This window comes from Xylophilus sp. PBN-3R, assembly GCF_057747805.1.
This window is the reverse complement of the sequence record NZ_CM173225.1, coordinates 1,996,401-2,019,834: the sequence shown is the minus strand read 5'-3', so window position 1 is coordinate 2,019,834 and position 23,434 is coordinate 1,996,401. Positions and strand designations below refer to the sequence as shown.

Here is a 23,434-nt window from a genome sequence, read left to right as displayed (position 1 = left end):
CATCGTTGGCATAGTGATGGTTCACTCCAGAAAGTTTCCGTTTGTCCCGAACGCCAGAATCCCTAAATTCCACTCCGCCCGACTCTCCAAGACCCTCGGGACTGTTCGGCTTTTTCGAGTCGCGGGTGCAGGCTTTCCCGCCTGGCGCGCCGTCCCTGCCGCCGCGTTCCTTCGCAGCCTTCATCTGGCGCTGCACCGAAGGCTCGCGCGGCTGGGTATTGCTGCTGATGCTGCTCACCGCCGCCATCGGCGTGTTCGATGCGGTGCTGTTCGCCGCTCTGGGCCGGGTGGTCGACTGGCTGGGCCAGACCCAGCCCGCAGACCTGTGGGCACAGCGCGGCCCGTTGCTGACCCTGCTGGCGGTGGTCATCGCGGCCAGCGTGGGGGTGGTATGGCTGCAGACCACGGTGCAGCACCAGGCCCTGGCCATCAACTTCCCGATGCGCCTGCGCTGGAACTTCCACCGACTGCTGCTCGGCCAGAGCATGACCTTCTACCAGGACGAGTTCTCGGGCCGCATCACCTCCCGCATGATGCAGACCGCCCTGGCGGTACGCGACCTCATCTTCACCGTATGCGAAGTGGTGGTCGGCATGCTGATCTACATCGTCACCATCATGGTGTTCGCAGCCGCCTTCGACATTCGTCTGGTGCTGCCCTTCGCCGTCTGGCTGGTGGCCTATGCCTCGGCCTGTGTGTATTTCGTGCCGCGCGTCGCCAGGGTCGGCCGCGAACAGGCCGATGCCCGCTCGCTCATGACCGGCCGTGTGAGCGACGCCTACACCAACATCGCCACCGTCAAGCTGTTCTCGCATTCGCAGCGCGAGGCCGGCTTCGCCCGCGAAGCCATGCGGGAATTCCAGGGCACCGGTTTTGCGCAGATGCGGCTGGTCAGCAGCTTCGAGACCGTCAACCATGCCCTGTCGATGTCGCTCATCATCGGCGTGGCCGGCTGTTCGCTCTGGCTCTGGACCCACAGCCTGGTCGGTGTGGGCGCCATCGCCGCGGCCACCGCCATGGCCTTGCGGCTGAACGGCATGGCCCACTGGATCATGTGGCAGCTGAGCAGCATGTTCGAAAACGTCGGCACCGTGCAGGACGGTATCAAGACGCTGTCCACCCCACAGGCCGTGCTGGACGCGCCAGCCGCCCCGGCCCTTGCCGTGCCGCGCGGCGAGGTGCGTTTCGAGAACATGCGTTTCTCTTACCCGGTGGCGGCCAACGCACCGGCAGACGCACCGCCGCCCCGCCCCATCGTCGACGGCCTGGACCTGGTCGTGAAGCCGGGTGAAAAAATCGGCCTGGTCGGCCGTTCGGGTGCAGGCAAATCGACGCTGGTCAACCTGCTGCTGCGGTTCTATGAACTCGACAACGGCCGCATCCTCATCGACGGCCAGGACATCGCCGGCATCACCCAGGACAGCCTGCGCGCCAACATCGGCATGGTCACGCAGGACACCTCGCTGCTGCACCGCTCGGTGCGCGACAACATCGCCTACGGCCGGCCGGATGCCGACGATGCCGCCATCCGCCATGCGGCGGAACGGGCCGAAGCCGCCGGTTTCATCGGCCAGTTGTCGGACGCCAAGGGACGCACCGGTTACGACGCCCATGTGGGCGAACGCGGCGTCAAGCTGTCGGGAGGCCAGCGGCAACGCATCGCCATCGCCCGCGTGATGCTGAAGGACGCGCCCATCCTGCTGCTGGACGAAGCCACCAGCGCACTCGACTCGGAAGTGGAAGCGGCGATCCAGCAAAGCCTTTACCGGCTGATGGAAGGCAAGACCGTCATCGCCATCGCGCACAGGCTGTCGACGATTGCCGCGATGGACCGGCTGGTGGTGCTGGACGGCGGGCGCGTTGCCGAGGTGGGCGATCACCGCACGCTGATGGCCGCGGGCGGGATCTATGCGCGCCTGTGGGCGCATCAGAGCGGCGGGTTCCTGGGGGAGTCCGTCGAGGACTGACAGGCCGGCCCCTTTTCAATCGTTCGAGATCTTTCGCTCCAGGACGATCTTCTTCCACTTGGCAGCATCCACCGCGACCATCGTGGCGAACTGCTGCGGCGTTCCGCCCGCAGGCTCGACGCCCAGACTGGCCAGCTTGGTTTTCACCTCCGGGTCGGCCAGCACCTGATTCGCGGCGCTGTTGATGCGGGTCACCAGTTCGGCCGGCAATGCCCTGGGACCGTAGATGCCGAACCAGGTGTTGGATTCATAACCCGGCAACACCTCGGCGATGGGTTGCAGGTTGGGCGCCAGCGGGCTGCGCTTGAGGGTGGTCACACCCAGCGCGCGCAGGCGTCCGTCGCGCACGTGGGGCATGCCGGTGGGCAGCGAATCGAACAACACGTCGATGTTGCCGGCGATCAGGTCGGGCATGGCCAGCGCGGTGCCCTTGTACGGGATGTGGGTGACGAACACGCCTGCCTGCGCCTTGAACAGTTCGGCCGTCAATTGCACGATGGTGCCGTTGCCGCTGGATGCGTAGTTGAGCTTGCCAGGGTTCTTTTTTGCGTAGTCGATCCACTCACGCACCGTGTGGGCGGGCGAATTGCTGGGCACCAGCATGACCGAGGGCGCGTCGCCCACGTGGGCGATGGGCGTGAAGTCGCGCACCGGGTCGAAAGGCATCTTCGCACCCAGCGCCGGGCCGATGGAATGGGTGCTGGTGGTCGTCAGCAGCAGCGTGTAACCGTCCGACGGGGCTTTGGCCGCCAGGTCGGAGCCGATCACTCCGCCCGCGCCGGGTTTGTTGTCGATGACGATCGAGCCGCCGAGCTTTTCGGCGATCTTCGGCGCGAGGGTGCGGGCGAACAGGTCGGTGGCGCCGCCGGCCGGGAAGGGAACGATCAGCCGGATCGGTTTGTTGGGATAAGCCTGGGCCATGCAGGCGGATACGGCACCCAGACAAAAAGTGAGAGCGATGCCTCGAAGCAGACGAGCGGGATTCATGCGGCTGGAAGAAATTGAAGAATGACGAAAAAGGTGACCGGTCACGAATTTAACTCGCCGCAATGTTCGTACCTGCCTGTCCGAATACCCGGCCATAGGGTATTCATCCGCGATGACCGGGCACTTACCCGCGTGGCACCCGCATCGGAGAAGCCTAGTCTCGCCCCACCCCGACACATCCGTCTGGGTGCTGCCCGCGCACGGCTGTTTTCAAGGGGAATTTCATGACCGTCGGTCTTTTCTGGACTTTGTTCGCAGGTTTCATCCTGGGCATGTTGATGAACGCCTTCCATCCCATGCGCCTGGCCACCGGTCTGAAAGCCCTGCTGCTGGCCTGCGGCATCGGCATCGTCGGCGCGCTGGCGGTGAGTTTCGCCGGCCAGGGCATGAAGCTCTGGGACCAGGAAGCCATGGGCGCATTCGTCGGCGCGCTGGTCGGCGCTGGTGCGCTGCTGATCGCCGCGCGTTATTTCGTGGGTGGCCCGGTCGCCACCCCACCCGCGATTGCCGCTGGCTGAAGAGCCGGAAGGAACCTGCTCAGGCCCGGCGTCCGAGTGTCAGCCGGGTCATCAGGTAGGCCGCCACCGCACAGGCGGCGATCGCCACCAGCATCGGCCGGGCGGTTCCGTCCAGGAAAAGGCCCGAGATCGTCACCACCACCGCTCCGGTGACGAACTGCAGGGTGCCCATCAGGGCCGATGCGGTGCCGGCGATGGCACCGTGGTCTTCCAGCGCCAGCACCGCGGTGGTCGGCACGATGAGACCCAGAAATCCGTAGCCCACGAACAGCAACGCCACCATCACCGGCAGGTTGCCGACGCCTGCCACGCTCAATGCGGCCAGCACGACCATGGTGACAGTGAAACCGGCGACGGCACCGGACACCAGCCGCTTCAAGCCGAAACGGCGGCTGAGTTTTCCGGTGAACTGCGACACGCCGATGAACGACGCCGCATTCAGCGAGAACGCCAGGCTGTACTGGCGCGGCGTCAGCCCGTAATGGTCGATCAGCACGAAGGACGAATGCGCCAGATAGGCAAAGAAGCTCGACATGCCGAATGCGCCGATGAACACCAGGCCCAGGAAATGGCGGTCTTGCAGCAGTTGCGCATAGGCGGCCACGGCACCGCGCACGCTGCTGCCCAGACGCTCTTCAGGCGGCCGGGTTTCCGGCAGGCTGGTGCCTAGCAGCACCAGGCCCAGCAGGGAAGCGACCAGCACCGTCCAGAACACGCCGCGCCAGCCGAAGAACTCGATCACCAAGCTGCCGGCGAGCGGCGCCAGGATGGGCGACACACTGAAGACCAGCATCAGCAGCGACATCAGGCGCGCCGCTTCGTTGCCTGTATGAAGGTCGCGCACGATGGCGCGCGGCACCACCATGCCGGCGCAGGCGCCCAATCCCTGGATGAAACGCAGGGCGACCAGGGTCTGGATATCCGGCGCCAGGGCGCAGCCCACGCTGCCGACGGCGAACAGGATCAGGCCGAAATACAGTGGCAGCTTGCGGCCGTACATGTCCGAAACCGGACCGTAGATCAGTTGGCCCACGCCCAGCGAAATGAAGAAGGCCATCAGGCTCATCTGCACAGCCAGCGCCGACGCGTTCAGCGATTGGCCGATGGACGGCAACGCCGGCAGGTACATGTCGATCGCAAAAGGACCGATGGCCTGCAGCAGGCCCAGCACCAGTGCGGCGCGCAAAAAATTGTTTTTCATTGAGGGGTCGAAAAGAAGGCCCGCGAGCATACCCAAACCAGGGCTTACCCGCAGGCCATCGCCCGTATCACCTCAGGACGGCACCCAGACACAGGATGGACACCATCGCCAGCAACAGGCGGCCCGGCCCGGTGGCGCGCGATTCGACCGTCCGGTGCAGCAGCAGGCCGGCCAGCAAGGCCAGGCCGAACACCGCCAGCATGCCCAGGGCGTTGACCACCGGCGCGGTCGGCCACAGGTGATGCACCAGCGCGCCCACGCACAGCAGGATCGGAAAGTGGATGAGGAACACCGAATAAGAGATGCGCCCGATGCGGCCCAGCGCCGCGATGGGCCGCGGCGGTTGCCAGTCCACGCCCTGCGACTCCTGGCGCGCCTGGGTCCACACCAGCATCAGCGCGGCGACCAGCGCGATGGCGATGCGGGCACGGAAGTCGATGGCCAGCGCCACCCCGCCCAGCACGGCGATGCCGGCCATCCACTGCCACGGCCGCTGCGAGGTCGCGCCCCAGCAGGCCAGGATGCCCAGGCCGTACGCACCGAAGAAGTACAGCGCCGTCGGGTCCAGTTCAGGATGCCGGTTGAACCACACCAGCGAGCCGCTGGCGATGCCCAGTACCAGCCAGAAGGCCGTCAGCGCCGGCCGGCGCGACCAGCGTTGCGCAGCGAAGAGCAGCAGCACCGTGGCCGCGAACAACTGGAAGTCGATGGCCACGTACCAGACGCCGGCCGACAGCGCCTCGGAACCCAGCAGGTCCTGCAGGAACAGCCCGTGCGCCAGCAGCTGTGATTCATGCGGTGCATCGGGAACCAGCGGACCGGGCAGCCAGGGCCGGGCCAGCATGGCCGCGATCAGGCCGGTGAAGAGCGCCACCACATAAGGCGTGGCCAGGCGCAGGTAACGCCTGCCGATGCGGGACCAGGGTGCGTCGATGGACGAGGTGCCGCGCGGCGCGAGCGACCGGGCGTTCAGGAAACCGCCGATCACCAGGAACAGCTGGACCGCCATGCGTGCGTAGTCGGCCAGCACGTCCATCAGCCAGGGTGCGAGCGGACGCGCGACCTCGGACATGGGGCCGTAGAAAGCAAGGTGGTGCCAGACGATGAGGCAGCAGGCCAGGCCCTTGAGGCTATCGATCAGGGGCAGCCGCGAGGCGGAAGTCTTCATGGGGCGCGGAGCGCAGCAGTCTCGATTGTTTTTATGACGCGCAAAAAAATGCCGGCGTCACCGGCGCCGGCATTTTAGATGACATGGCCTGTTTTTTTACAGGGCAGCCACCAGTTCGGGGACCAGGGTGAACAGGTCCCCCTCGATCCCGTAATCGGCCACACCGAAGATCGGAGCCTCGGGGTCCTTGTTGATCGCCACGATCACCTTGGAATCCTTCATGCCGGCCAGATGCTGGATCGCACCCGAGATGCCGGCGGCGATGTACAGGCTGGGCGCCACGATCTTGCCGGTCTGGCCCACTTGCCAGTCGTTGGGCGCGTAGCCCGCATCGACTGCCGCACGCGATGCGCCCAGCGCCGCACCCAGCTTGTCGGCCAGCGGCGTCAGCACCTCGTTGAACTTGTCGCTGCTGCCCAGGGCCCGGCCACCGCTGACGATGATCCTGGCCGCGGTCAGTTCGGGCCGGTCGCTCTTGGTCACCTCGCGGCTGACGAACCTGCTCTTGCCGCTGTCGGCCACCGCTTCGATCTTTTCGACCGATGCGCTGCCGCCTTCTGCCGCCGCGGCGTCGAAGCCGGTGGTGCGCACGGTGATGACCTTGGTCGCATCCGCGCTCTGCACGGTGGCGATCGCGTTGCCGGCGTAGATCGGCCGCTCGAAGGTGTCGGGTGCGTCGACCCTGGTGATGTCGCTGATCTGCGCCACGTCCAGCTTCGCGGCCACGCGCGGCGCGGCGTTCTTGCCGGCAGCCGTCGCCGGGAACAGGATGTGGCTGTAGGCCGGCGCCAGCGCCAGCACCTGCGCGGCGACGTTTTCTGCCAGGCCTTCGGCCAGGCTGGGACCGTCGGCCAGGATCACCCTGGAGACACCGGCGACCTTGGCCGCCGCATCGGCTGCGCCCTGGGCGTTCTGGCCTGCGACCAGCAGGTGCACGTCGCCGCCGATGGCGACAGCTGCGGTCACGGTGTTGAGGGTCGCGGGCTTGATGCCGGCGTTGTCGTGTTCGGCAATGACGAGGACAGCCATCAGATCACCTTCGCTTCGGTCTTGAGTTTGGCCACCAGCGTGGCGACATCGGGCACCTTGATGCCGGCGCCGCGCTTGGGCGGCTCGCTGACTTTCAGAGTCTTCAGGCGGGGCGCCGCATCGACGCCCAGGTCGGCCGGCGTGACCGTGTCGAGCGTCTTCTTCTTGGCCTTCATGATGTTGGGCAAGGTGACGTAACGGGGCTCGTTCAGGCGCAGGTCGGTGGTGACGATGGCGGGCAGGGTGAGTGCCAGGGTCTCCATGCCGCCGTCGACTTCACGCGAGACGGTGACGCCGTCGGCAGCCAGGTCGACCTTGCTGGCAAACGTCGCCTGCGGCAGGTCGGCCAGCGCGGCCAGCATCTGGCCGGTCTGGTTGCTGTCGTCGTCGATGGCCTGCTTGCCGAGGATGACCAGGCCGGGTTGTTCCTTGTCGACCAGGGCCTTGAGGATCTTGGCGACGGCCAGGGGCTGCAGTTCGACGTCGGTCTGGACCAGGATGGCGCGGTCGGCGCCGATGGCCAGGGCCGTGCGCAGGGTTTCCTGGCACTGAGCGACGCCGCAGGACACGGCGATGACTTCGGTGACGATGCCTTTTTCCTTCAGGCGAACCGCTTCTTCGACGGCGATTTCGTCGAAGGGGTTCATGCTCATCTTCACGTTGGCGATGTCCACACCCGTGCCGTCCGACTTGACGCGGACCTTGACGTTGTAGTCGACGACCCGTTTGACGGGGACCAGTACCTTCATTGCAAGCGCCTCCAGATGAGATTGATTCAATAGCAAAGATATCCGGACAATTTTATGTCGCGGATGGCGCGTGAATCGTTTCGACCCATTAAACCCCGGCCAATACGCGCACATGGGCCTCGACGCTGCAGGCCAGCGCGTCCAGGGCATAACCGCCCTCGAGGCAGGACACGATGCGACCGCCCGCATGCCGGGCAGCCACGCCGTGGATCATTTCGGTGATCCAGGCGAAGTCGGCTTCGACCAAACCCAACTGGCCCAGTTCGTCCTCGCGGTGGGCATCGAAACCGGCGCTGATGAAGACCATCTGAGGCATGAAGGCATCCAGCCGAGGCAGCCATTGCTGCGACACCATCTCGCGAATGGCCGGACCGCGTGTATAGGCCGGCACCGGCAGGTTGAGCATGTTGTCGGCCGGCGCCTCGGTGCCGGAAAACGGGAAGAACGGATGCTGGAACAGGCCGACCATCAGCACCCGCTCGTCGCCTGCCAGGATGTCTTCGGTGCCGTTGCCGTGGTGGACGTCGAAGTCGATCACCGCCACCCTTTGCAGTCCGTGTACCTCCAGCGCGCGCAGCGCGGCTATGGCGACGTTGTTGAAGAAACAGAAACCCATCGCCCTGTCGTGTTCGGCGTGGTGGCCGGGCGGCCGCACCGCACAGAAGGCGTTGGACAACTCGCCAGCCGCGACGGCATCGGTGGCGGCGATGGCGGCACCGGCCGCCCGCAGCGCTGCCTCGAGCGTGTGGCTGCACAGGTTGGTGTCGGGGTCGATGGCCGCATGCGCCGGGCCGCCGGCCGCGACGTCGGATGCCAGCCTTGCATCGAGCGTGCGGAGGTATTCGAGATGAGCGGGAGTGTGGGCGCGCAGCAGGTCCGAATCTTGAGCGGCCGGGGCCTCGATCCGCTCCAGCGCGTCGAGCACGCCGGTCAGCAGCAGGCGGTCGTCGATGGCGTCGAGCCGCGCGGCACATTCGGGGTGGCCGCGGCCCATGTCGTGGCGGCGGCAGGCCGGATGGCTGAAGTAACCGGTCTTGTTCATGGGGCTAGATCGATGTCTCTTTTTTCGGCTAACGTCGGCGCCATGCAGACACCTCAGAAACTCCAGTCCTTGCTGGACCAGCTTAACACGGTGATTGTCGGCAAGGCCGACCAGGTCAGGGACTGCGTGGCCTGTCTTCTGGCCGGCGGCCACCTGCTGATCGAGGACGTTCCAGGAGTCGGCAAGACCACTCTCGCGCATGCGCTTTCACGCACCTTCGGCCTGCAGTTTTCACGGGTGCAGTTCACCGCCGACCTGATGCCCAGCGACCTCATCGGCGTGTCGGTCTACGAACGCGGCGCCGAGACCTTCGTGTTCCATCCCGGTCCGGTCTTCGCCCAGGTGCTGCTGGCCGACGAGATCAATCGCGCCAGCCCCAAGACCCAGAGCGCCCTCCTCGAGGCGATGGAAGAAAAACAGGTGACCGTGGAAGGCGACAGCCGCGCCCTTCCCCAACCCTTCTTCGTGATCGCCACGCAGAACCCGCACGACCAGCTGGGCACCTTCGCGCTGCCCGAATCGCAGCTCGACCGCTTCCTGATGCGTATCTCGCTGGGCTACCCCGACCGCGCCGCCGAGCGGGTGCTGCTGGCGGGCGGCGACCGGCGCGACATGGTCGACCACCTGGCGCCCTGCCTGACGCCCGATGAGCTCAACGCCCTGCAGCAGGAAGTGCTGTCGGTGCATGCGTCCGACGCGCTGCTGGACTATCTGCAGGCACTGATCGCCGCCACCCGATCGGGCCGCTGGTTTCTGCAGGGGCTGTCGCCACGCGCCGGCCTGGCATTGCTCCGGGCCGCCAAGGCGCAGGCCTTGCTGGCCGGCCGCAACTACGTGGCGCCGGACGACATCCAGTCGGTGCTGCCACAGTGCATCGCCCACCGGCTGGTGCCGGTCAGTGGTGCCGGGCGCGGTGCCATCGAGCAGGTGCGCGCAATGGCCGAGGCGGTGCCCTTGCCGTGACACCGCAGTCTTTGCGGCCCTCCGACCCGGAGGCCGGCCGGGTCTCGCGCTGGATCTTCTCGCGCACCCGCCGGCAGGACACCCAGTTGCTGACACAGCGCAACGTCTACATATTGCCGACGCGAGCCGGCGCCACGCTGGCCCTGGTACTGCTGGTGTTGCTGATCGCGTCCATCAACTTCCAGCTCAACCTGGGTTATCTGCTCACCTTCCTGCTGGGCGGCAGCGCGGTAGCCGCCATGCATGTGGGCCACGCCACCCTGCGCGGCGCCACCTTGCATCTGCTGCAGCCGGCGCCGGTGTTCGCCGGCAGCGCCGCCGCGCTGGAGGTCGAGATCGCCGACGAAGGCCAGCAACCACGTCCGGCCATCGCCGTCGGCCTGCGTGGACAGGCGGAACGTGCCTTGACCGATGTGCCGGCCGGCGGCCGAGCCCGCCTGTCGGTCGGCTGGACGCCACCTGGCCGGGGGCAGCATCCGCTGCCCGCCATCGAAGCCGAAACACGTTTTCCCATCGGCGCTTTCCGCGCCTGGACGGTGTGGCGGCCAGCCGCCGAGCTGCTGGTCTACCCCCGGCCGGAACAACCCGCCCCGCCGCTGCCGCCGGGAGCCCCGCGTGAAGGCAGTGCCCCGCACACCAGCGCCATGCTCAATACCGGCACCGATCCCGAAGGCGTGCGCCCCTACCGCCGCGGCGACCCGCTGCGACAGGTGGTGTGGAAACTCTCCGCCCGGGCCATTGCCGCCGGTATCGGCGACCTGACCAGCCGCGACACCGCCCAGCCCAGCGAGCACGATCTCTGGTTCGACATTCAGCACACCGGCGCGCCCGACCTGGAAAGCCGCCTGTCGCGCCTGTGCGCCTGGGTGGTCGCGGCGGACCAGCTGGGCCAGCCCTACGGCCTGCGCCTGCCAGGCGTGGAGATCGCCCCCGACCAGGGCGCAGCCCATCGTCACCGCTGCCTGGAGGCGCTGGCGCGATGCTGAAAACCGCTCCTCTCCAAACCTTCGGGAAGCTGCCGCGCGACAGCCGCGACACCCTGTTCCTGCTGGCCGTACTGGCCTGGATCATCGCCCCGCTCAGCCTGCAACTGCCGCCCTGGGTGGGCGCGCTGGCCGGCTGCATGCTGCTGTGGCGGGCCTTGCTCGCCTGGCGTTCGGCCGCGCTGCCGCGCCCGGCGCTGCGGGTGCTGATGCTGGCCGTATCGGTGACCGCGGTGTTCGTACGTTTTCGCACCCTGGCCGGCTATGAGGCCGGCATCAGCCTGGCCATCCTGCTGCTGGCCCTGAAGACACTCGAACTGCGCGCCCGGCGCGATGCGCTGGTGGTGTTCTTCCTCGGGTTCTTCGTGCTGCTGATGAACTTCCTGTATTCGCAGGCGCTGCCGCTCGCCTTCATGGCAACGCTGGGGCTGTTCGGCCTGATGACCGCCCTGGTGCAGGCGCACATGCCGGTGGGCCGCCCCACCATCGCCCAGGCCGGCCGGGTGGCGGCGCGGCTGATGCTCTATGGCGCGCCGCTGATGGCCGCTCTGTTCCTGTTCTTCCCCCGCATCTCGCCGCTGTGGGGCGTGCCCGGCCCCACCGAGGCCGGCCGCACCGGCCTTTCGCAGGAGATGCGGGTCGGCACCATCGCATCGCTGGCCCAGGACGGCTCGCCAGTCATGCGCATCCGTTTCCCCGACCTGGCCGCTGGCGCCTCGCCGCCGCAACAGGACCTGTATTTCCGCGGCCCGGTGCTGTCGCGTTTCGACGGCCGCAACTGGACACCGGCCGGTGAAGAGATCAACGGCCGGGTGCAGCCGCGCTGGTATCCACCCTCACGCCTGCAGGTGCGGGGTGAAGCCCTGCGATACGAAACCACCCTCGAACCCAGCGGCCGCCACTGGCTGCTGGCCCTGGACGCCACGCCCGCCCGCCCCGACGGCTCCGACGGTTTCCAGAGTGCCGAACTGCAATGGATCTCGTCGCGGCCACTCACCCAGCTGCAGCGTTACCGCGCAGTGGCCTATCCCGATTTCACCCACGGCCCGCGCAGCATCGAAAGGTCGCTGGCCGAATTCACCCGCCTGCCCGACAGCTTCGACCCGCGCACCCGCCAACTGGCCGCACAACTGCTGGCCGAGCCCGCCGTAACCGCGGGCGGCACATCCGCCCTCGTCGACGCGGTGCTGGCCCGCCTGCGCACGGGGGGCTACAGCTACACGCTGGAACCGGGCGTCTACGGCCGCGATACGGCGGATGAGTTCTGGTTCAACCGCAAGGCCGGTTTCTGCGAACACATCGCTTCGGCCTTCGTCGTCCTGATGCGCTCCGCCGGCGTGCCGGCCCGGGTGGTGACGGGTTACCAGGGCGGCGCCATCAACAGCGTGGACGGCGTCTGGACCGTGCGCCAGAGCGACGCCCACGCCTGGACCGAGGTGTGGATCGAAAACCAGGGCTGGGTCAGGGTCGACCCCACCGCATCGGTTGCGCCTCAAAGGCTGCAGCAATTCCGCGCCGAGGCGGCACCGGGTGTCTTCGGCCAGGTATTGGGGGGCGGCAGGGGCTGGGCCACCCGCCTGCGTTTCACCTGGGAAGCCCTCAACGACCGTTGGAACCAGTGGGTGCTCAACTACACCGAAGACCGCCAGCTGAACCTGCTCAAGCGCCTGGGTTTCAGCGATCCCGACTGGTCCAGCATGGCACGTGTGCTGGGCAGCCTCGTGCTTGTGGCACTGCTGGGCGGCCTGGGCTGGCAGGCCCTGCAGCAACGCCGCCGGGACCCCTGGTTGCGCCTGTATGCGCAAGCTCGCAGCCGCCTGGCACGGCGTGGCCTGCCGTCGTCGGAAGCCGTACCGCCCCGCGCCCTGGCACGCCAACTGTTGCAGCAGAGGGGTGAAGCCGCACGGCCTGTCGCCGACTGGCTGCTGCGCCTGGAAACCCAACGTTATGCCCCTGCCGCCGATCACGAACGCCGCGCTGCGCTGGGTCGTCTGGCTCGAGAAATGCGCGGCCTGCGCTGGCCGCCCGCCGTGTCCTGAAAAAGCTCCATGACCTCTGTTCTTCTTCGCCGCGCCCTGCTCCGTGCGGCCGCCGCCATCGCCTCGAGCGCCCTCCCCCTCATCGCACGGGCCAACACGGCCTCGGGGCACAAGCCGCTGCATCCGCCAAAGGCCAAAACACCCGCCAAGCCCGCCGCGCCGCTGGTCCGTTATGCAGGCCGTGAAGACGCCATGCGGTTTGCCGACGACCTGGCCAACCGGCGTGGCTTCGATGCCGCGTGGACCCGCGAAATCATCGGCCAGGCGGGTTTTCTGCCCTACGTTCCCAAGCTGGTGTTGCCGCCGACCAAGGGCACCGCCAAGAACTGGCGCCTGTACCGCAGCCGGTTCGTGGAGCCCATCCGCCTCCGCGCAGGCGTGCGTTTCTGGAACGAGAACCGCGCCGCCCTGGAACGCGCCGAGTCCCAATACGGCGTGCCGGCGGAAATCATCGTCGGCATCATCGGCGTGGAGACCATCTACGGCCAGCAGATCGGCAACGTGCGCATCCTGGACGCGCTGGCGACCTTGTCGTTCGACTTCCCCGCCGCCCATCCGAGAGCGAAAGAACGGGCCGACTTCTTCCGCGGCGAGCTGGAGCAGTTCGTCACCATGGTCCAGCGCGGCACCCTGGACCCGGACACCGCCCGGGGCAGCTACGCCGGCGCCATGGGCCTGCCGCAGTTCATGCCCTCCAGCTGGGGGCGATGGGCCATCGACTTCGACGGGGATGGGCGGATCGACCTGTTCAACAGCCCGCAGGACGCCATCGGCTCGGTGGCGAGCTACTTCAAGGGCTACGGCTGGAAGACCGGCATGCCGGCGGTTTATCCGGTTTCCTTCGATGCCGGCCGGCTGGACCTGGATGGCCTGCTGGCGCCGGACATCCTGCCGACTTTCAGTCCTGCCGCCTTCATGGCGAAAGGCGCCGTTCTGGAAGGGGCGGCCTTGCAACATGCCGGCCCGCTGGCGTTGATTGAATTGCAAAACGGAGATGACGCACCGAGTTTCGTGGCCGGTACCGAGAATTTCTATGTGATTACCCGGTACAACTGGTCGAGTTATTACGCGATGGCGGTTCTGGATCTGGGTGCGGCGGTGGCGGCTGCGCGGTAAGACAGTAGCTCGATAGCCCTAGCCAAGTCTGGCAGAAGCTGGATTCCCCTATTGATTAAAGCTGCGCTGATTGCGCTGGCTCTGCGCTGCGTGGCGCGGAGGTATCCATAATCAATATGCCTACCCCTGCAATCCAGATATTAAAAATATTTTGCAGCGTTTGCAAAACTTTCCCACAAAATATTCTTTTCAACGGTTGACTGCGGCGTCTACAGTCCTGACTCCGTTATTTTTCGTCACTTTATGAAAGATGCAGAACATGGAAATTGAGTTGAGAGCGGCTGAAATGCGGTCGTCCGGAAAACTGGCAGTCAACGTACATGGAGCGTAAAGTTGTCCTGGTCGGCGACCCGCCAAATTCCGGGGACGAGGTATTACCCAACGGGTGCAAGTCAACCGTCAATGGCGCGTGGAGATAGACCTTGAGTGAAATTGAAAAGAAAAAAATAAGCATAGACAACCATCGCCAACATAGTTTTAAGCTAAACCAATACGGCAATAGAAATTTATGGCCACACGGCAACTACCGAGACCATTCTGTCGCAGGCATTTTAATAGACCCCCCCACAGCAGCGTAGTCGATAATTAGGAGCGATCACCTATGCCAAGAGGTTGCTCTTCTAAGCGATGCACTTCGTGCATTACAAAACGTTGATGGAATATATTCAAACAAAAGCGTAGTTGAAGATATCTATAAAAAAGCACAATTATCAGTAATACGCCTAACCGAAAAATATGGAATTCTTGCCCCAAAAATAACGGGATTAGACAACGATGTAAATTTTAATTCCTTATATACAAACATAAAGTTCAGCTCATCAGAATCTGATCAAAAATATATTATCCACTGGGGTGGCCTCGGGACTTGGCGCAACAAAAGCGAAAAACCACTTCATTCATTTTTCCTGTCGGAGTTGGATGGAAAAAACAATGATTTAGTCAAACGATTCGACGAAGTTTTTTTAAGCACATTTAGTTCTTCATTAAAGATCGAACTCGGTGTACACAATACGACCTTCGCTGCCCCACCCGAATTTTTATGTACGAACTCAATCGCAAGGGGAGGTGAGGCTGCGATACCGCCTTACCATTTTGCTTACTTCTTTCCGGAAGACCATGGCCACCCTATCGGCCAGGAAAATATAGTAATACTATTTGTCGATAGTTATCGCTCCCGATTTGAGAGCATGAGCATGCTCTTAGGTCGCGAATACATCGACGCCGCAAAGCACTGGAACCGATCAGAAGACATGTTTCGGAATCAGCTTCTGTGGCTAAGAGCACATGACATCTCGCACACCATACTCGGAGAGTCAACAAATTGGGCCGATGTTAAAAGACGATTTGGATCTGAATATGTATCGGTGCTCGGCGAAATCGTAGCTGATAGCTTTGGCTTGGCAAGCCTATTAACAAAACCCATTACAAAAGATTTTGGGCTAGACCAAAATGCCGTCGTGTATGGATTTATGTGCGAAATATTGAATTATCTGAGGCGCGATCAAAAGTATTTTTTCGACAGCCAGGCTGCTTATTTCGAAATAAAATATTTCATTCTCAACAAGCACATTACCATTGACGCCGCCGGGAAAATAACATGGACACTTGAATCCATCAAAAATGGCGTGTTCAATTTGTGCAGAAGCATCACCAACTCGATCCTAAATGGAAACTTAGATGATACTGCGGAATTCATCGATAGATACCTCAAAAGCACGTTAGATACACCAGCAGCTGTAGCAATTGAGAAAATAATTGAAAAGCTTCAGACAACCAATCTAACTACAAAAAACTAAAATGCAAGCAAACAACGAATTAAATTCTGCCCTCCATGAAATCGGCTTTGCAGCCGTCTTAGATGCAGCACGCGCGGCAGTAGCTCACCCTTACGCTGCATACGTTGAATCAGCGCTGCCTGAATACATAACTAGCACAGCAGTTGGTTCTTTAATTGAGGTTCTTCATCAAGGAAAGACTGCCCAACGGCACCCCGAGTTAAACCAGACTCTTGTAGAGATGCTAGTCAAAGCAAGATTTATGGAAGAGAAAGGAAATAGTTTCGTGCCAGGAAAATGGCGCATGACGTCGTACAAAGGTATTTTTGCGGTCACAGATACACCTAAATCAGGCCGGGATTCGAGCGTATATATCGGCGAAGATTCACTACACTTTGTAGATTGGCTCTCAAATGCACGACCGTGCGATAAAGCATTAGATCTTGGCGCAGGATCTGGCATATCGTGTGTCGCACTAAGCAAAATATCAAATTATGTCGATGCGATCGAGATCGATCCTATTAGTTGCGAAGCGATCCACATAACCGCAACGCTAAACAGCGCATCAAATAAGATCCATGTCATAAATAGCGATCTAACGACCTACCAAACAAATAACAAATATGGAATCATTATAGGCAATACGCCTGGCGTTCCAATCCCACCTCATATTGAATATTCGCCGGCTGGGAATGGCGGCCCCGACGGTTTATCGATATCAAAGTCAGCCCTTAAATTGGCAGAAAAATCAATTGAACAAAAAGGACAAATATTCCACAAATTTGAGTCCATCGGTACAGATAAATCACCTTTTTCAGAACTCTTACTGAAAGAAATGGTTGAACGAACGGGTTGCTCCATAAGATTTGTCCAGCATTCTAGAATTCCTATCGAAATTAGAGCTGCAATATCTACCCGCTGGGCCGCACCACTAAACAAGTCTTACACTCCAACACAGCTTTTGGCTGAATTTGACAAGCACAACACAAGCATAAATTCGAGTTATTTTTATACATGCAGCTCAGTAATTTCGTTTGATGGTAAAGCGCAATTTCAATCACTTCCTGTATATCAATACGGCGACGTTACATTAGATTCAAAAAGCACTACGTCCAAATACGATCACAAAAAACTCACCGCAAAATATATCTCAAAACTCGGAATTCTTCCTGATGGCCTGTGGGAATTAGAGATCGAAGACTATCTCCTTGCACCCCTCGTTGAATGCGACGCTTTAATCACATGCATGAACACTGGTGCAACTTTACGCGAAGCGACAAACACTGTTTTTAACAAAAGCTTTAAAGAAGATCCAATTAATGCAAGGTGCTTATACTCTTTGACCGTTATGTTAATCGATTCATTGAAAGTTTAAGATATGGGCCTCAGAACTGCTAAAAATTACAAAGAATCGCTGAAGGATGGCCGTGAAGTCTGGTATGAGGGTCAACAAGTTGAAGAACTTGAATCACATCCCGCCTTTTCCGGCTCTATTCAACACATCGCGAACCTATACGAAGATCAACATTCCCCTGAAATACAGGGATCAATCACTCATTGGAACGAAGCCCTCGGCGAATTAGTTGGCAATTCGTATCTTAGACCGAAAAGCAATGCAGACATAGCTGCTAGACGGGCACTAATCGAGCACTGGGCACGCCAGTCAAATGGAATGATGGGGCGAACGGGTGATTACGTTGCAGCCATGCTTACCGCGTGGAAAATGAATCTGGAGTTCTTCGATCCGCTTTATCAAAAAAACGTCTCCAACTTTTACGACGATTGCGCAAAAAATGATTTGTTCCTAGTTCATGCGTTGGTTGATCCGCAAATTGATAGAAGCACAAATAGGACAGGAAATTTAAATGAGTCCGCTATTTTAAAATGTTTAAATTCAGACTCGTCAGGAATTTATGTGACGGGAGTGAAAACAATTGCAACCTCTGCCGCAATCGCAGACGAAATAATTGTTTGGCCTCTCCCTGTCCCTCAATCAGAAAAAGAAATTGATGTAGCCCACGCTTTTTCAGTAAAAACAAATTCTGCCGGCTTAAAAATCGTTTGCAGAAATTCTTTTTGCCCCACACATTTGAACGTCCACGATTATCCGTTAAGCTCTAAATTTGATGAAATCGACTCTGTACTATTTTTTGATAACGTTTTTGTTCCATGGGAAAAAGTATTTGTGTACCGCGACGTAGAAAGATTAAAAAATATATCTCAAACCAAAGCCCGCGCGCTAACAGCTCATCAAACTAACATTAGGCTAGTCGTCAAGATTGAGTTTATTTACGGTCTTCTCAATCTTATGGCGGAATCGATTGGCATTAGTCATGCACCGGCCATACAAGAAGCTCTCGGTGATTGCGCATGCCAGATTGAGCAACTACGCGCCCTTATATGCGCCTCTGAATTTAATGCCGGAGAAAGCAAAGGTTATATGTACCCACATTTGCCGCCACTCCAAGCAGGAAGATTAATAGGGCCTGCAATTTACCCAAAATTGATTCATTTGATTAAGCGTCTTGGGGGTGGGGGACTTATGCAAAATCCGTCTTCATTTAACCAATTAGAGGGCCCACTCGCAAAATTTACGGACCAATATTGCCGCGGCGCACTCGGAAGTTCAACCGATAGGGTTAAATTGCTAAGGTTAGCCTGGGACTTAAGTGCGACCGAATTTGGATCACGACACCTACTTTACGAATTGTTTTATTCCGGCGATCCCGGACGTCTCACAATCGCTTTCCAGAGTGAGTATCCAAAGGATATATACAAATCTCGAGTCAAGAATTTTCTTTCAGCCTAACTTACGTCATGAATATTCCATTTTCAATCGGAAACCACACCCTGCGTCTAGCGGAAAGCAAAGATTCTCTCGGAATATGCCGTTTAATAGATGGGGTTTACCAAGAATACGGCGATAAACTTAATACATTGGACGCGGATGCAGACCTCTTAGACATCAACCAAAACTATTTCGATAAAGGAGCTGTATTCGTAGTTCTTGAAGCTGGAGATGGGACCATTGTTGCCAGTCATGCAGTTGTACCTGGAGCTGGCGGAATCGGCACATTCAAGCGACTTTATCTTTCCCCCTCCCTAAGGGGGACTTCTTGGGGGAACATCCTTATGAACTGGGCTATTGACACAGCGAAGCAACTGAACATAAAAAAAGTTGAATTCTGGTCTGATTCACGCTTCCATCGTGCTCACCACTATTTTGATCGCTTCGGATTTATTCACGATGGAAGAGTACGTGAAATGAATGATGGTTCGATGCCATACTCCGAAAAATATTTTTCGGTCGACATGGAAAAATCAAAACTAGTAAAAACTTAAAATATTAATAAAATAAGTGTTTTGAAATACTGGGTTTGGAGCGCCTTTTGAATTATTTTTCACACAGCCAAGTTATTAATAAGCACACCGTGAGCAGTCGAGGTGGGATTGTTGCATCGCAACATCGTAGGGCCGCTGAGATTGGGGCTGCTGTTTTGGATGCAGGCGGCGATGCTGTGGATGCAGCGGTTGCAACATCTTTTGCATTAGGTGTGGTTGAGCCATGGATGAGCGGCATCGGTGGAGGAGGCGCTATGGTTCTTTGGCGCGCAGGTGAAAAAAAACCAATCACTTGCAATTTTGGACTTAAATCACCGCGAGATCTTCTTATTGAAGACTTCAAAGTTAACTCAGACATTCGCCAAAATGACCTTTTCGGGTGGAAATCCGTAGTCGGTGACATTAATTTGCGAGGTCCCAAATCAATCGCAGCGCCAGGTCTCGCGGCCGGGATGGAGTTGATACATTCAAATTATGGGAAACTTCCATGGAATGAGGTCGTTGCGCCATCCGTTGCAGAAGCCAAGAGTGGTATGGAAGTAGATTGGTATTCTTCGTTATTAATTTCGTCCGTAGCACGCAGTTTATCTTTAGACAAAGATGCGGCCAATTTGTTCCTCGATGACGGGAAATGGCCAATCATCGGTGGGTGGGCCCGCGAAAACACCAGAAGACTAAATCAAAGCGCGCTCGCTGATACTTTGGAAATGATAGGCAGACATGGATGCCATGAACTTTACTGCGGGGACGTTTCTAATTCGCTAGTAAAGGATATAAGAGACAAAGGCGGATACCTGTCCTCTACCGATCTTAAAAAGTACAAAGCGTACCTAGCTGCACCGCTAATCGTCAAATATCGCAATGCGTGTATTTACGCAACGCCGGGCCTTACGGGTGGACCGACACTCTCAAATGCTCTCAATTATCTTCAAGAAAACTGGGAAGCGAAGAACTCAAAACCTGGTGCAGACGATTACTTAAAATATGCAGAAGCGATTAGAGAAGCCTATAAAGACAGGCTAAATTTTATGGGCGACTTAGATGCGCCCAATGCACCTGCATGTACCTCGCATTTTTCCGTGGTGGACAAACAGGGCAATATGTGTTCGGTGACGCAGACACTTCTTTCGGTATTCGGCTCGCAGGTTGTCTCTCCATCAACTGGAATATTGCTAAATAACGGAATAATGTGGTTTGATCCAGAACAAGGATTACCAAATTCCTTGTCGCCTGGTAAGTCATGTCTAATGAATGTTTGCCCAATAGTAGGAGAATCTACAGACGGTAAAATGTTTGCAATAGGCGCATCTGGGGGTAGAAAAATCGTAAGTGCATTGACTCAACTATTGTCATTTATGCTTGATTATGAGATGGCTCTAGGAGACGCATTTCAAGAAAAACGAATAGACGCAAGCGATCTTAATCAAGTAATCGTAGATTCTTCCCTTGGCGCAGACGTAATTCTTAAACTTAAGTCACAATTTAATTGTGACACTGGACCGCGCACATTTTTCCCATATTTGTTTGGGTGCCCAGCAGGCGTTCTACGACGCGGCAGTCTAAACATAGGATGCACCGAAATCACTTCGCCTTGGGGCGATTGTGTTGGGCAAACTGAACGACAGCCGCTAAACGATTTTAGATAAGCAAACCATTTATCAAAATTTTCTTGCTTAAACAAACTCGCTGCATTATGCGGCGATTGTAAAAAGCACCCATTGAATTGCACACAACTTTAATCAGCCAGAAGCATCTACCGAAGCGGCCAGTTATTCATCAAGAAAATCACGAAATATATGCAAATAGTTTGTCGAGCGATCGTTTTTATTGAAACAAATCCGATCAACGAACGCCTATCAGTACGATCAGCCAAGACGGCTAGGTTTACACCACAAAATGGGACACGACCAGTGTATTCCATTCTTGCAATTGGTCTTCGCCATATAAATCAAGTAGTATGGAATTGAAATTTATTGCGCGAATAGGGACTGTTGGAGCAATCGGAGTCAATCGAAAGGCTATCGCTATATGCATGGCACTTTTCGTCAATCGTCTAGGCGCAATGACAAAAATGTTCTTTCCGATATATCTCGTCGGAGAGCACAACCTTACCGTCTCCCAAGCAGCAGGAATTATGTCATTCTACGGGGGCGGCCTATTAGTCGGAGCGCTAATACTAGGCTACTTAGCCGACAAATCCCCCAAAGGTTTTGCAATAGTCGCATTTATTGGATCAGCAGCGACCCTTAGTTTACTAGCAATAGTACAAAATCGAACGACCCTAGCCATTCTCCTAGCGAGCGCAGGCATCTTTGACAGCGGCGCAAATGTTCTAGGTCAAAGGCTGCTTCTCGAAACGACAGACGAGCACGAAAGATTACCCGCCCAAGCTTTAGTCCGCGTTGGCAACAACTTGGGGGCCGCTGTAGCAGGGATTCTGTGCGGCCTACTTGCTGCTTATAAATTCAATTTAGTCTTTCTCTTCGACGCAGCTTGTTCGCTAGGAGCGGCCGCCATAATTCACAAAACTTTCTCCGGTATTAAAAAAACAAAAGCCTACGGCAAAACCCCATCAGCAGTCGGAAAATCACCATTTCGAGACATTCAGTTCCTAATTTTCGAAATTGGTGTGATCTTCATAGCGATTGCATACCACGCCCTATACTTCGGTCTTGGGACGCAGGTGCTGACCGCCTATAGCGGATCAACCACAAGTTTCGGCATCCAATTCACCATAAACGCGGCAATAGTTGTTTTGCTTCAAATACCGATCAGCCGCAAACTCGCTCACGTTTCGGGTACCACCATCGTTATAACCGGAACAATGTTATTGATAACAGGATTTTTCCTCTTGTATATCGGAACAACATTTATTTTGCTCGTCGTATCAACAATAACTTGGACCATTGGAGAAATTATATTATTTCCCTTTATTAACGTCCAAATAATGAAAAGAGCAAGGGGCCAAAAGTCGGGAATGTATTTTGGAGTATCAGCTGCAGCATGGAATTCGGCTGCAGTCACCACGCCTCTTTTCATTGCAGCAATAACCGTCGCGCAGGGATTTGAAAATATTTGGATCTTCTGCATGATGGCCATCTTTATTGGAGCATGTCTAATTTTAATCGGCAGCCACGCAATCCAAGCAAAGCAACACCAACAAGCCGCAAATCATGATCGAATCAAAGCAATCAATAGTAGTCATTCTTGATGCAATGTCCACAGCGAGGCACTACGCAGACGTACTGCGCAAACATAACATCAAGTGCGCACATATTCAATCCAATACAGAGATGCACCCGCGATTTTATCGTGAGTTTGTACAGTCAAATTTTCTTAGCAACACACTAGCAAGCGATGAGGCCGGCCTGCGGGATCTAAGCACTAAATATGAAATACTGAGCATACTCCCCGGGCAAGACCCAGTTGCTCCATTAGCAGATCGATTAGGGCAGACGTTGAATGCAAAATATACCAACAGCAACACGACTTCCGACGACCGGGTTGACAAATACGAAATGATAAGGGCGATAGCAAGAGCCGGGTTAAACGCACCCCAATGCTCAAAAATCGAAAACATCGAAACCCTCGATGCACACATCAGAACTTTTGCGTTTCCGATTGTCGCAAAGCCGCCCAAAAGTGCCGGGGTTGATCTCGTTTCCATTTGTAATAATGCAAATGAATTAAAACAGGCCGTTAAAGAAATCCTAAACACAAAGAATGTCTATGGGGCTAGAAATGAATACGCAGTGATTCAGGGCTTCATCTACGGCCAAGAGTTCATGATCGATACAGTAAGTATCGATGACGAACACCATTTAATCTCTGTATGGAAAATGCATCGGTCTGAATCAAGAACGCCATACCCACTCTTTGCGGAGACAATTGACCTGTCTTCGCCAGAAGCTGAGATTGCGTACGCATATGTGAAAAAAGTCCTTGATGCTACGGGGCATCGTTTTGGGCCGGCGCATTGTGAGATAAAAATCGATCATCATATACCGACTATCATTGAGATAAATCCCAGATTACATGGGAGCCTGGACGTGTATGCAATTGAAGAGGCGTCAAATGCAAGTCAAATAAGTTGCCTAGCAAAATTACTCAAGGGCGAACGTTTTATCCGTTCCCGAAATCATCATGACGTAGTTCTCAAGGCTTACTTTGTGTCGCCGATCGACATTAAACTAGAAGCTGATATCCAATTAGATCAATTTAAGCAAATCGCCGATTTCTATAGCATAGACGTCAATTTTTCAAAAGGTCGCGAAATCAAAAAAACAACAACCTTAACTACTGCCGCAGGTTATATTTACTTTAAAAGCCAAACAGATTTGCAATCGCGCACTGCCTACGCCAAATTCAGAGAGCTCGAAGCTCAAATGTGGGTTGGTCTGGCCACTAGGCGGCCTAATCCGCAGTCTGGTGGCTAAGAGATACAGTGATGGGCGATATAGAAATTAGTCAGGCGCATGATGCCAATGCGGCCATAATTCCACATACCTTACTCTCTCAGAATATGGACGGCGTGAATATTGGCCGATGCCGCCGC

At 57.4% G+C, this 23,434-nt stretch carries 19 protein-coding genes; 13 read left to right on the top strand and 6 right to left on the bottom strand.

The features are described 5' to 3' along the window. The first annotated feature begins 101 nt into the window (after positions 1-101). Positions 102-1,967: an ABC transporter ATP-binding protein gene (locus tag AC3ANW_RS09585; RefSeq protein ID WP_488345393.1), complete on the top strand. Its 1,866-nt coding sequence runs from the start codon at positions 102-104 to the stop codon at positions 1,965-1,967. 15 nt (positions 1,968-1,982) lie between these two features. Here the strand turns inward: AC3ANW_RS09585 and AC3ANW_RS09580 are convergent, their stop codons facing one another. Beyond that, positions 1,983-2,954 carry a Bug family tripartite tricarboxylate transporter substrate binding protein gene (locus AC3ANW_RS09580; protein WP_488344940.1) on the bottom strand — a complete coding sequence of 324 codons (972 nt, stop codon included), beginning with the start codon at positions 2,952-2,954 and terminating at the stop codon, positions 1,983-1,985. 224 nt (positions 2,955-3,178) lie between these two features. Here AC3ANW_RS09580 and AC3ANW_RS09575 point away from each other — a divergent pair, with 224 nt between their 5' ends. Continuing rightward, complete coding sequence (locus AC3ANW_RS09575) at positions 3,179-3,472, top strand: hypothetical protein (protein WP_488344939.1); 294 nt, start codon at positions 3,179-3,181, stop codon at positions 3,470-3,472. Positions 3,473-3,491: 19 nt separating this feature from the next. On the opposite strand, the gene AC3ANW_RS09570 is transcribed toward AC3ANW_RS09575, so the two are convergent. The 5 genes from AC3ANW_RS09570 to AC3ANW_RS09550 all read right to left on the bottom strand — a co-directional run bounded on the left by AC3ANW_RS09570 (position 3,492) and on the right by AC3ANW_RS09550 (position 8,661). Further along, entirely contained in the window at positions 3,492-4,673 is a 1,182-nt protein-coding gene (locus AC3ANW_RS09570; protein WP_488344938.1) for a multidrug effflux MFS transporter, read from the bottom strand. Between the two features lie 67 nt (positions 4,674-4,740). Further along, positions 4,741-5,841: an acyltransferase family protein gene (locus tag AC3ANW_RS09565; protein WP_488344937.1), complete on the bottom strand. Its 1,101-nt coding sequence runs from the start codon at positions 5,839-5,841 to the stop codon at positions 4,741-4,743. Positions 5,842-5,937: 96 nt separating this feature from the next. Further along, complete coding sequence (locus AC3ANW_RS09560; protein ID WP_488344936.1) at positions 5,938-6,870, bottom strand: electron transfer flavoprotein subunit alpha/FixB family protein; 933 nt, start codon at positions 6,868-6,870, stop codon at positions 5,938-5,940. Further along, the gene (locus AC3ANW_RS09555) at positions 6,870-7,619 is read right to left on the bottom strand and encodes an electron transfer flavoprotein subunit beta/FixA family protein (protein ID WP_488344935.1); all 750 of its coding nucleotides are present in this window, start codon (positions 7,617-7,619) and stop codon (positions 6,870-6,872) included. The genes AC3ANW_RS09560 and AC3ANW_RS09555 overlap by 1 nt, the downstream gene beginning before the upstream one ends. Before the next feature lie 88 nt (positions 7,620-7,707). Then, complete coding sequence (locus tag AC3ANW_RS09550) at positions 7,708-8,661, bottom strand: histone deacetylase family protein (protein WP_488344934.1); 954 nt, start codon at positions 8,659-8,661, stop codon at positions 7,708-7,710. Positions 8,662-8,703: 42 nt separating this feature from the next. On the opposite strand from AC3ANW_RS09550, the gene AC3ANW_RS09545 reads away from it, so the two are divergent. From AC3ANW_RS09545 to AC3ANW_RS09495, 11 genes are all read left to right on the top strand, one after another. Then, positions 8,704-9,624 carry an AAA family ATPase gene (locus AC3ANW_RS09545; RefSeq protein WP_488344933.1) on the top strand — a complete coding sequence of 307 codons (921 nt, stop codon included), beginning with the start codon at positions 8,704-8,706 and terminating at the stop codon, positions 9,622-9,624. Then, a complete protein-coding gene (locus AC3ANW_RS09540) occupies positions 9,621-10,610 on the top strand; it encodes a DUF58 domain-containing protein (protein ID WP_488344932.1) in 990 nt (329 codons plus the stop codon). The genes AC3ANW_RS09545 and AC3ANW_RS09540 overlap by 4 nt, the downstream gene beginning before the upstream one ends. Continuing rightward, positions 10,604-12,646 carry a transglutaminase TgpA family protein gene (locus AC3ANW_RS09535; protein WP_488344931.1) on the top strand — a complete coding sequence of 681 codons (2,043 nt, stop codon included), beginning with the start codon at positions 10,604-10,606 and terminating at the stop codon, positions 12,644-12,646. The genes AC3ANW_RS09540 and AC3ANW_RS09535 overlap by 7 nt, the downstream gene beginning before the upstream one ends. Positions 12,647-12,655: 9 nt before the next feature. After that, positions 12,656-13,762 carry a lytic murein transglycosylase B gene (gene mltB / locus AC3ANW_RS09530; protein WP_488344930.1) on the top strand — a complete coding sequence of 369 codons (1,107 nt, stop codon included), beginning with the start codon at positions 12,656-12,658 and terminating at the stop codon, positions 13,760-13,762. Positions 13,763-14,343: 581 nt separating this feature from the next. Then, the gene (locus AC3ANW_RS09525; protein ID WP_488345392.1) at positions 14,344-15,558 is read left to right on the top strand and encodes a hypothetical protein; all 1,215 of its coding nucleotides are present in this window, start codon (positions 14,344-14,346) and stop codon (positions 15,556-15,558) included. A gap of 1 nt (position 15,559) precedes the next feature. Beyond that, positions 15,560-16,912, top strand: a complete 1,353-nt coding sequence (locus AC3ANW_RS09520) for a 50S ribosomal protein L11 methyltransferase (protein WP_488344929.1) — start codon at positions 15,560-15,562, stop codon at positions 16,910-16,912. A 3-nt stretch (positions 16,913-16,915) separates the two neighbouring features. After that, entirely contained in the window at positions 16,916-18,346 is a 1,431-nt protein-coding gene (locus AC3ANW_RS09515; protein WP_488344928.1) for a 4-hydroxyphenylacetate 3-hydroxylase family protein, read from the top strand. An 8-nt stretch (positions 18,347-18,354) separates the two neighbouring features. Next, on the top strand, positions 18,355-18,879 hold the full coding sequence (locus tag AC3ANW_RS09510; protein ID WP_488344927.1) for a GNAT family N-acetyltransferase: 525 nt from the start codon (positions 18,355-18,357) through the stop codon (positions 18,877-18,879). Positions 18,880-18,926: 47 nt separating this feature from the next. Next, the gene (locus tag AC3ANW_RS09505; RefSeq protein WP_488344926.1) at positions 18,927-20,525 is read left to right on the top strand and encodes a gamma-glutamyltransferase; all 1,599 of its coding nucleotides are present in this window, start codon (positions 18,927-18,929) and stop codon (positions 20,523-20,525) included. Positions 20,526-20,911: 386 nt separating this feature from the next. Continuing rightward, a complete protein-coding gene (locus AC3ANW_RS09500; RefSeq protein WP_488344925.1) occupies positions 20,912-22,090 on the top strand; it encodes an MFS transporter in 1,179 nt (392 codons plus the stop codon). Further along, positions 22,053-23,315, top strand: a complete 1,263-nt coding sequence (locus tag AC3ANW_RS09495; RefSeq protein WP_488344924.1) for an ATP-grasp domain-containing protein — start codon at positions 22,053-22,055, stop codon at positions 23,313-23,315. Before AC3ANW_RS09500 ends, AC3ANW_RS09495 begins: the two co-directional genes overlap by 38 nt. Positions 23,316-23,434 lie beyond the last annotated feature (119 nt).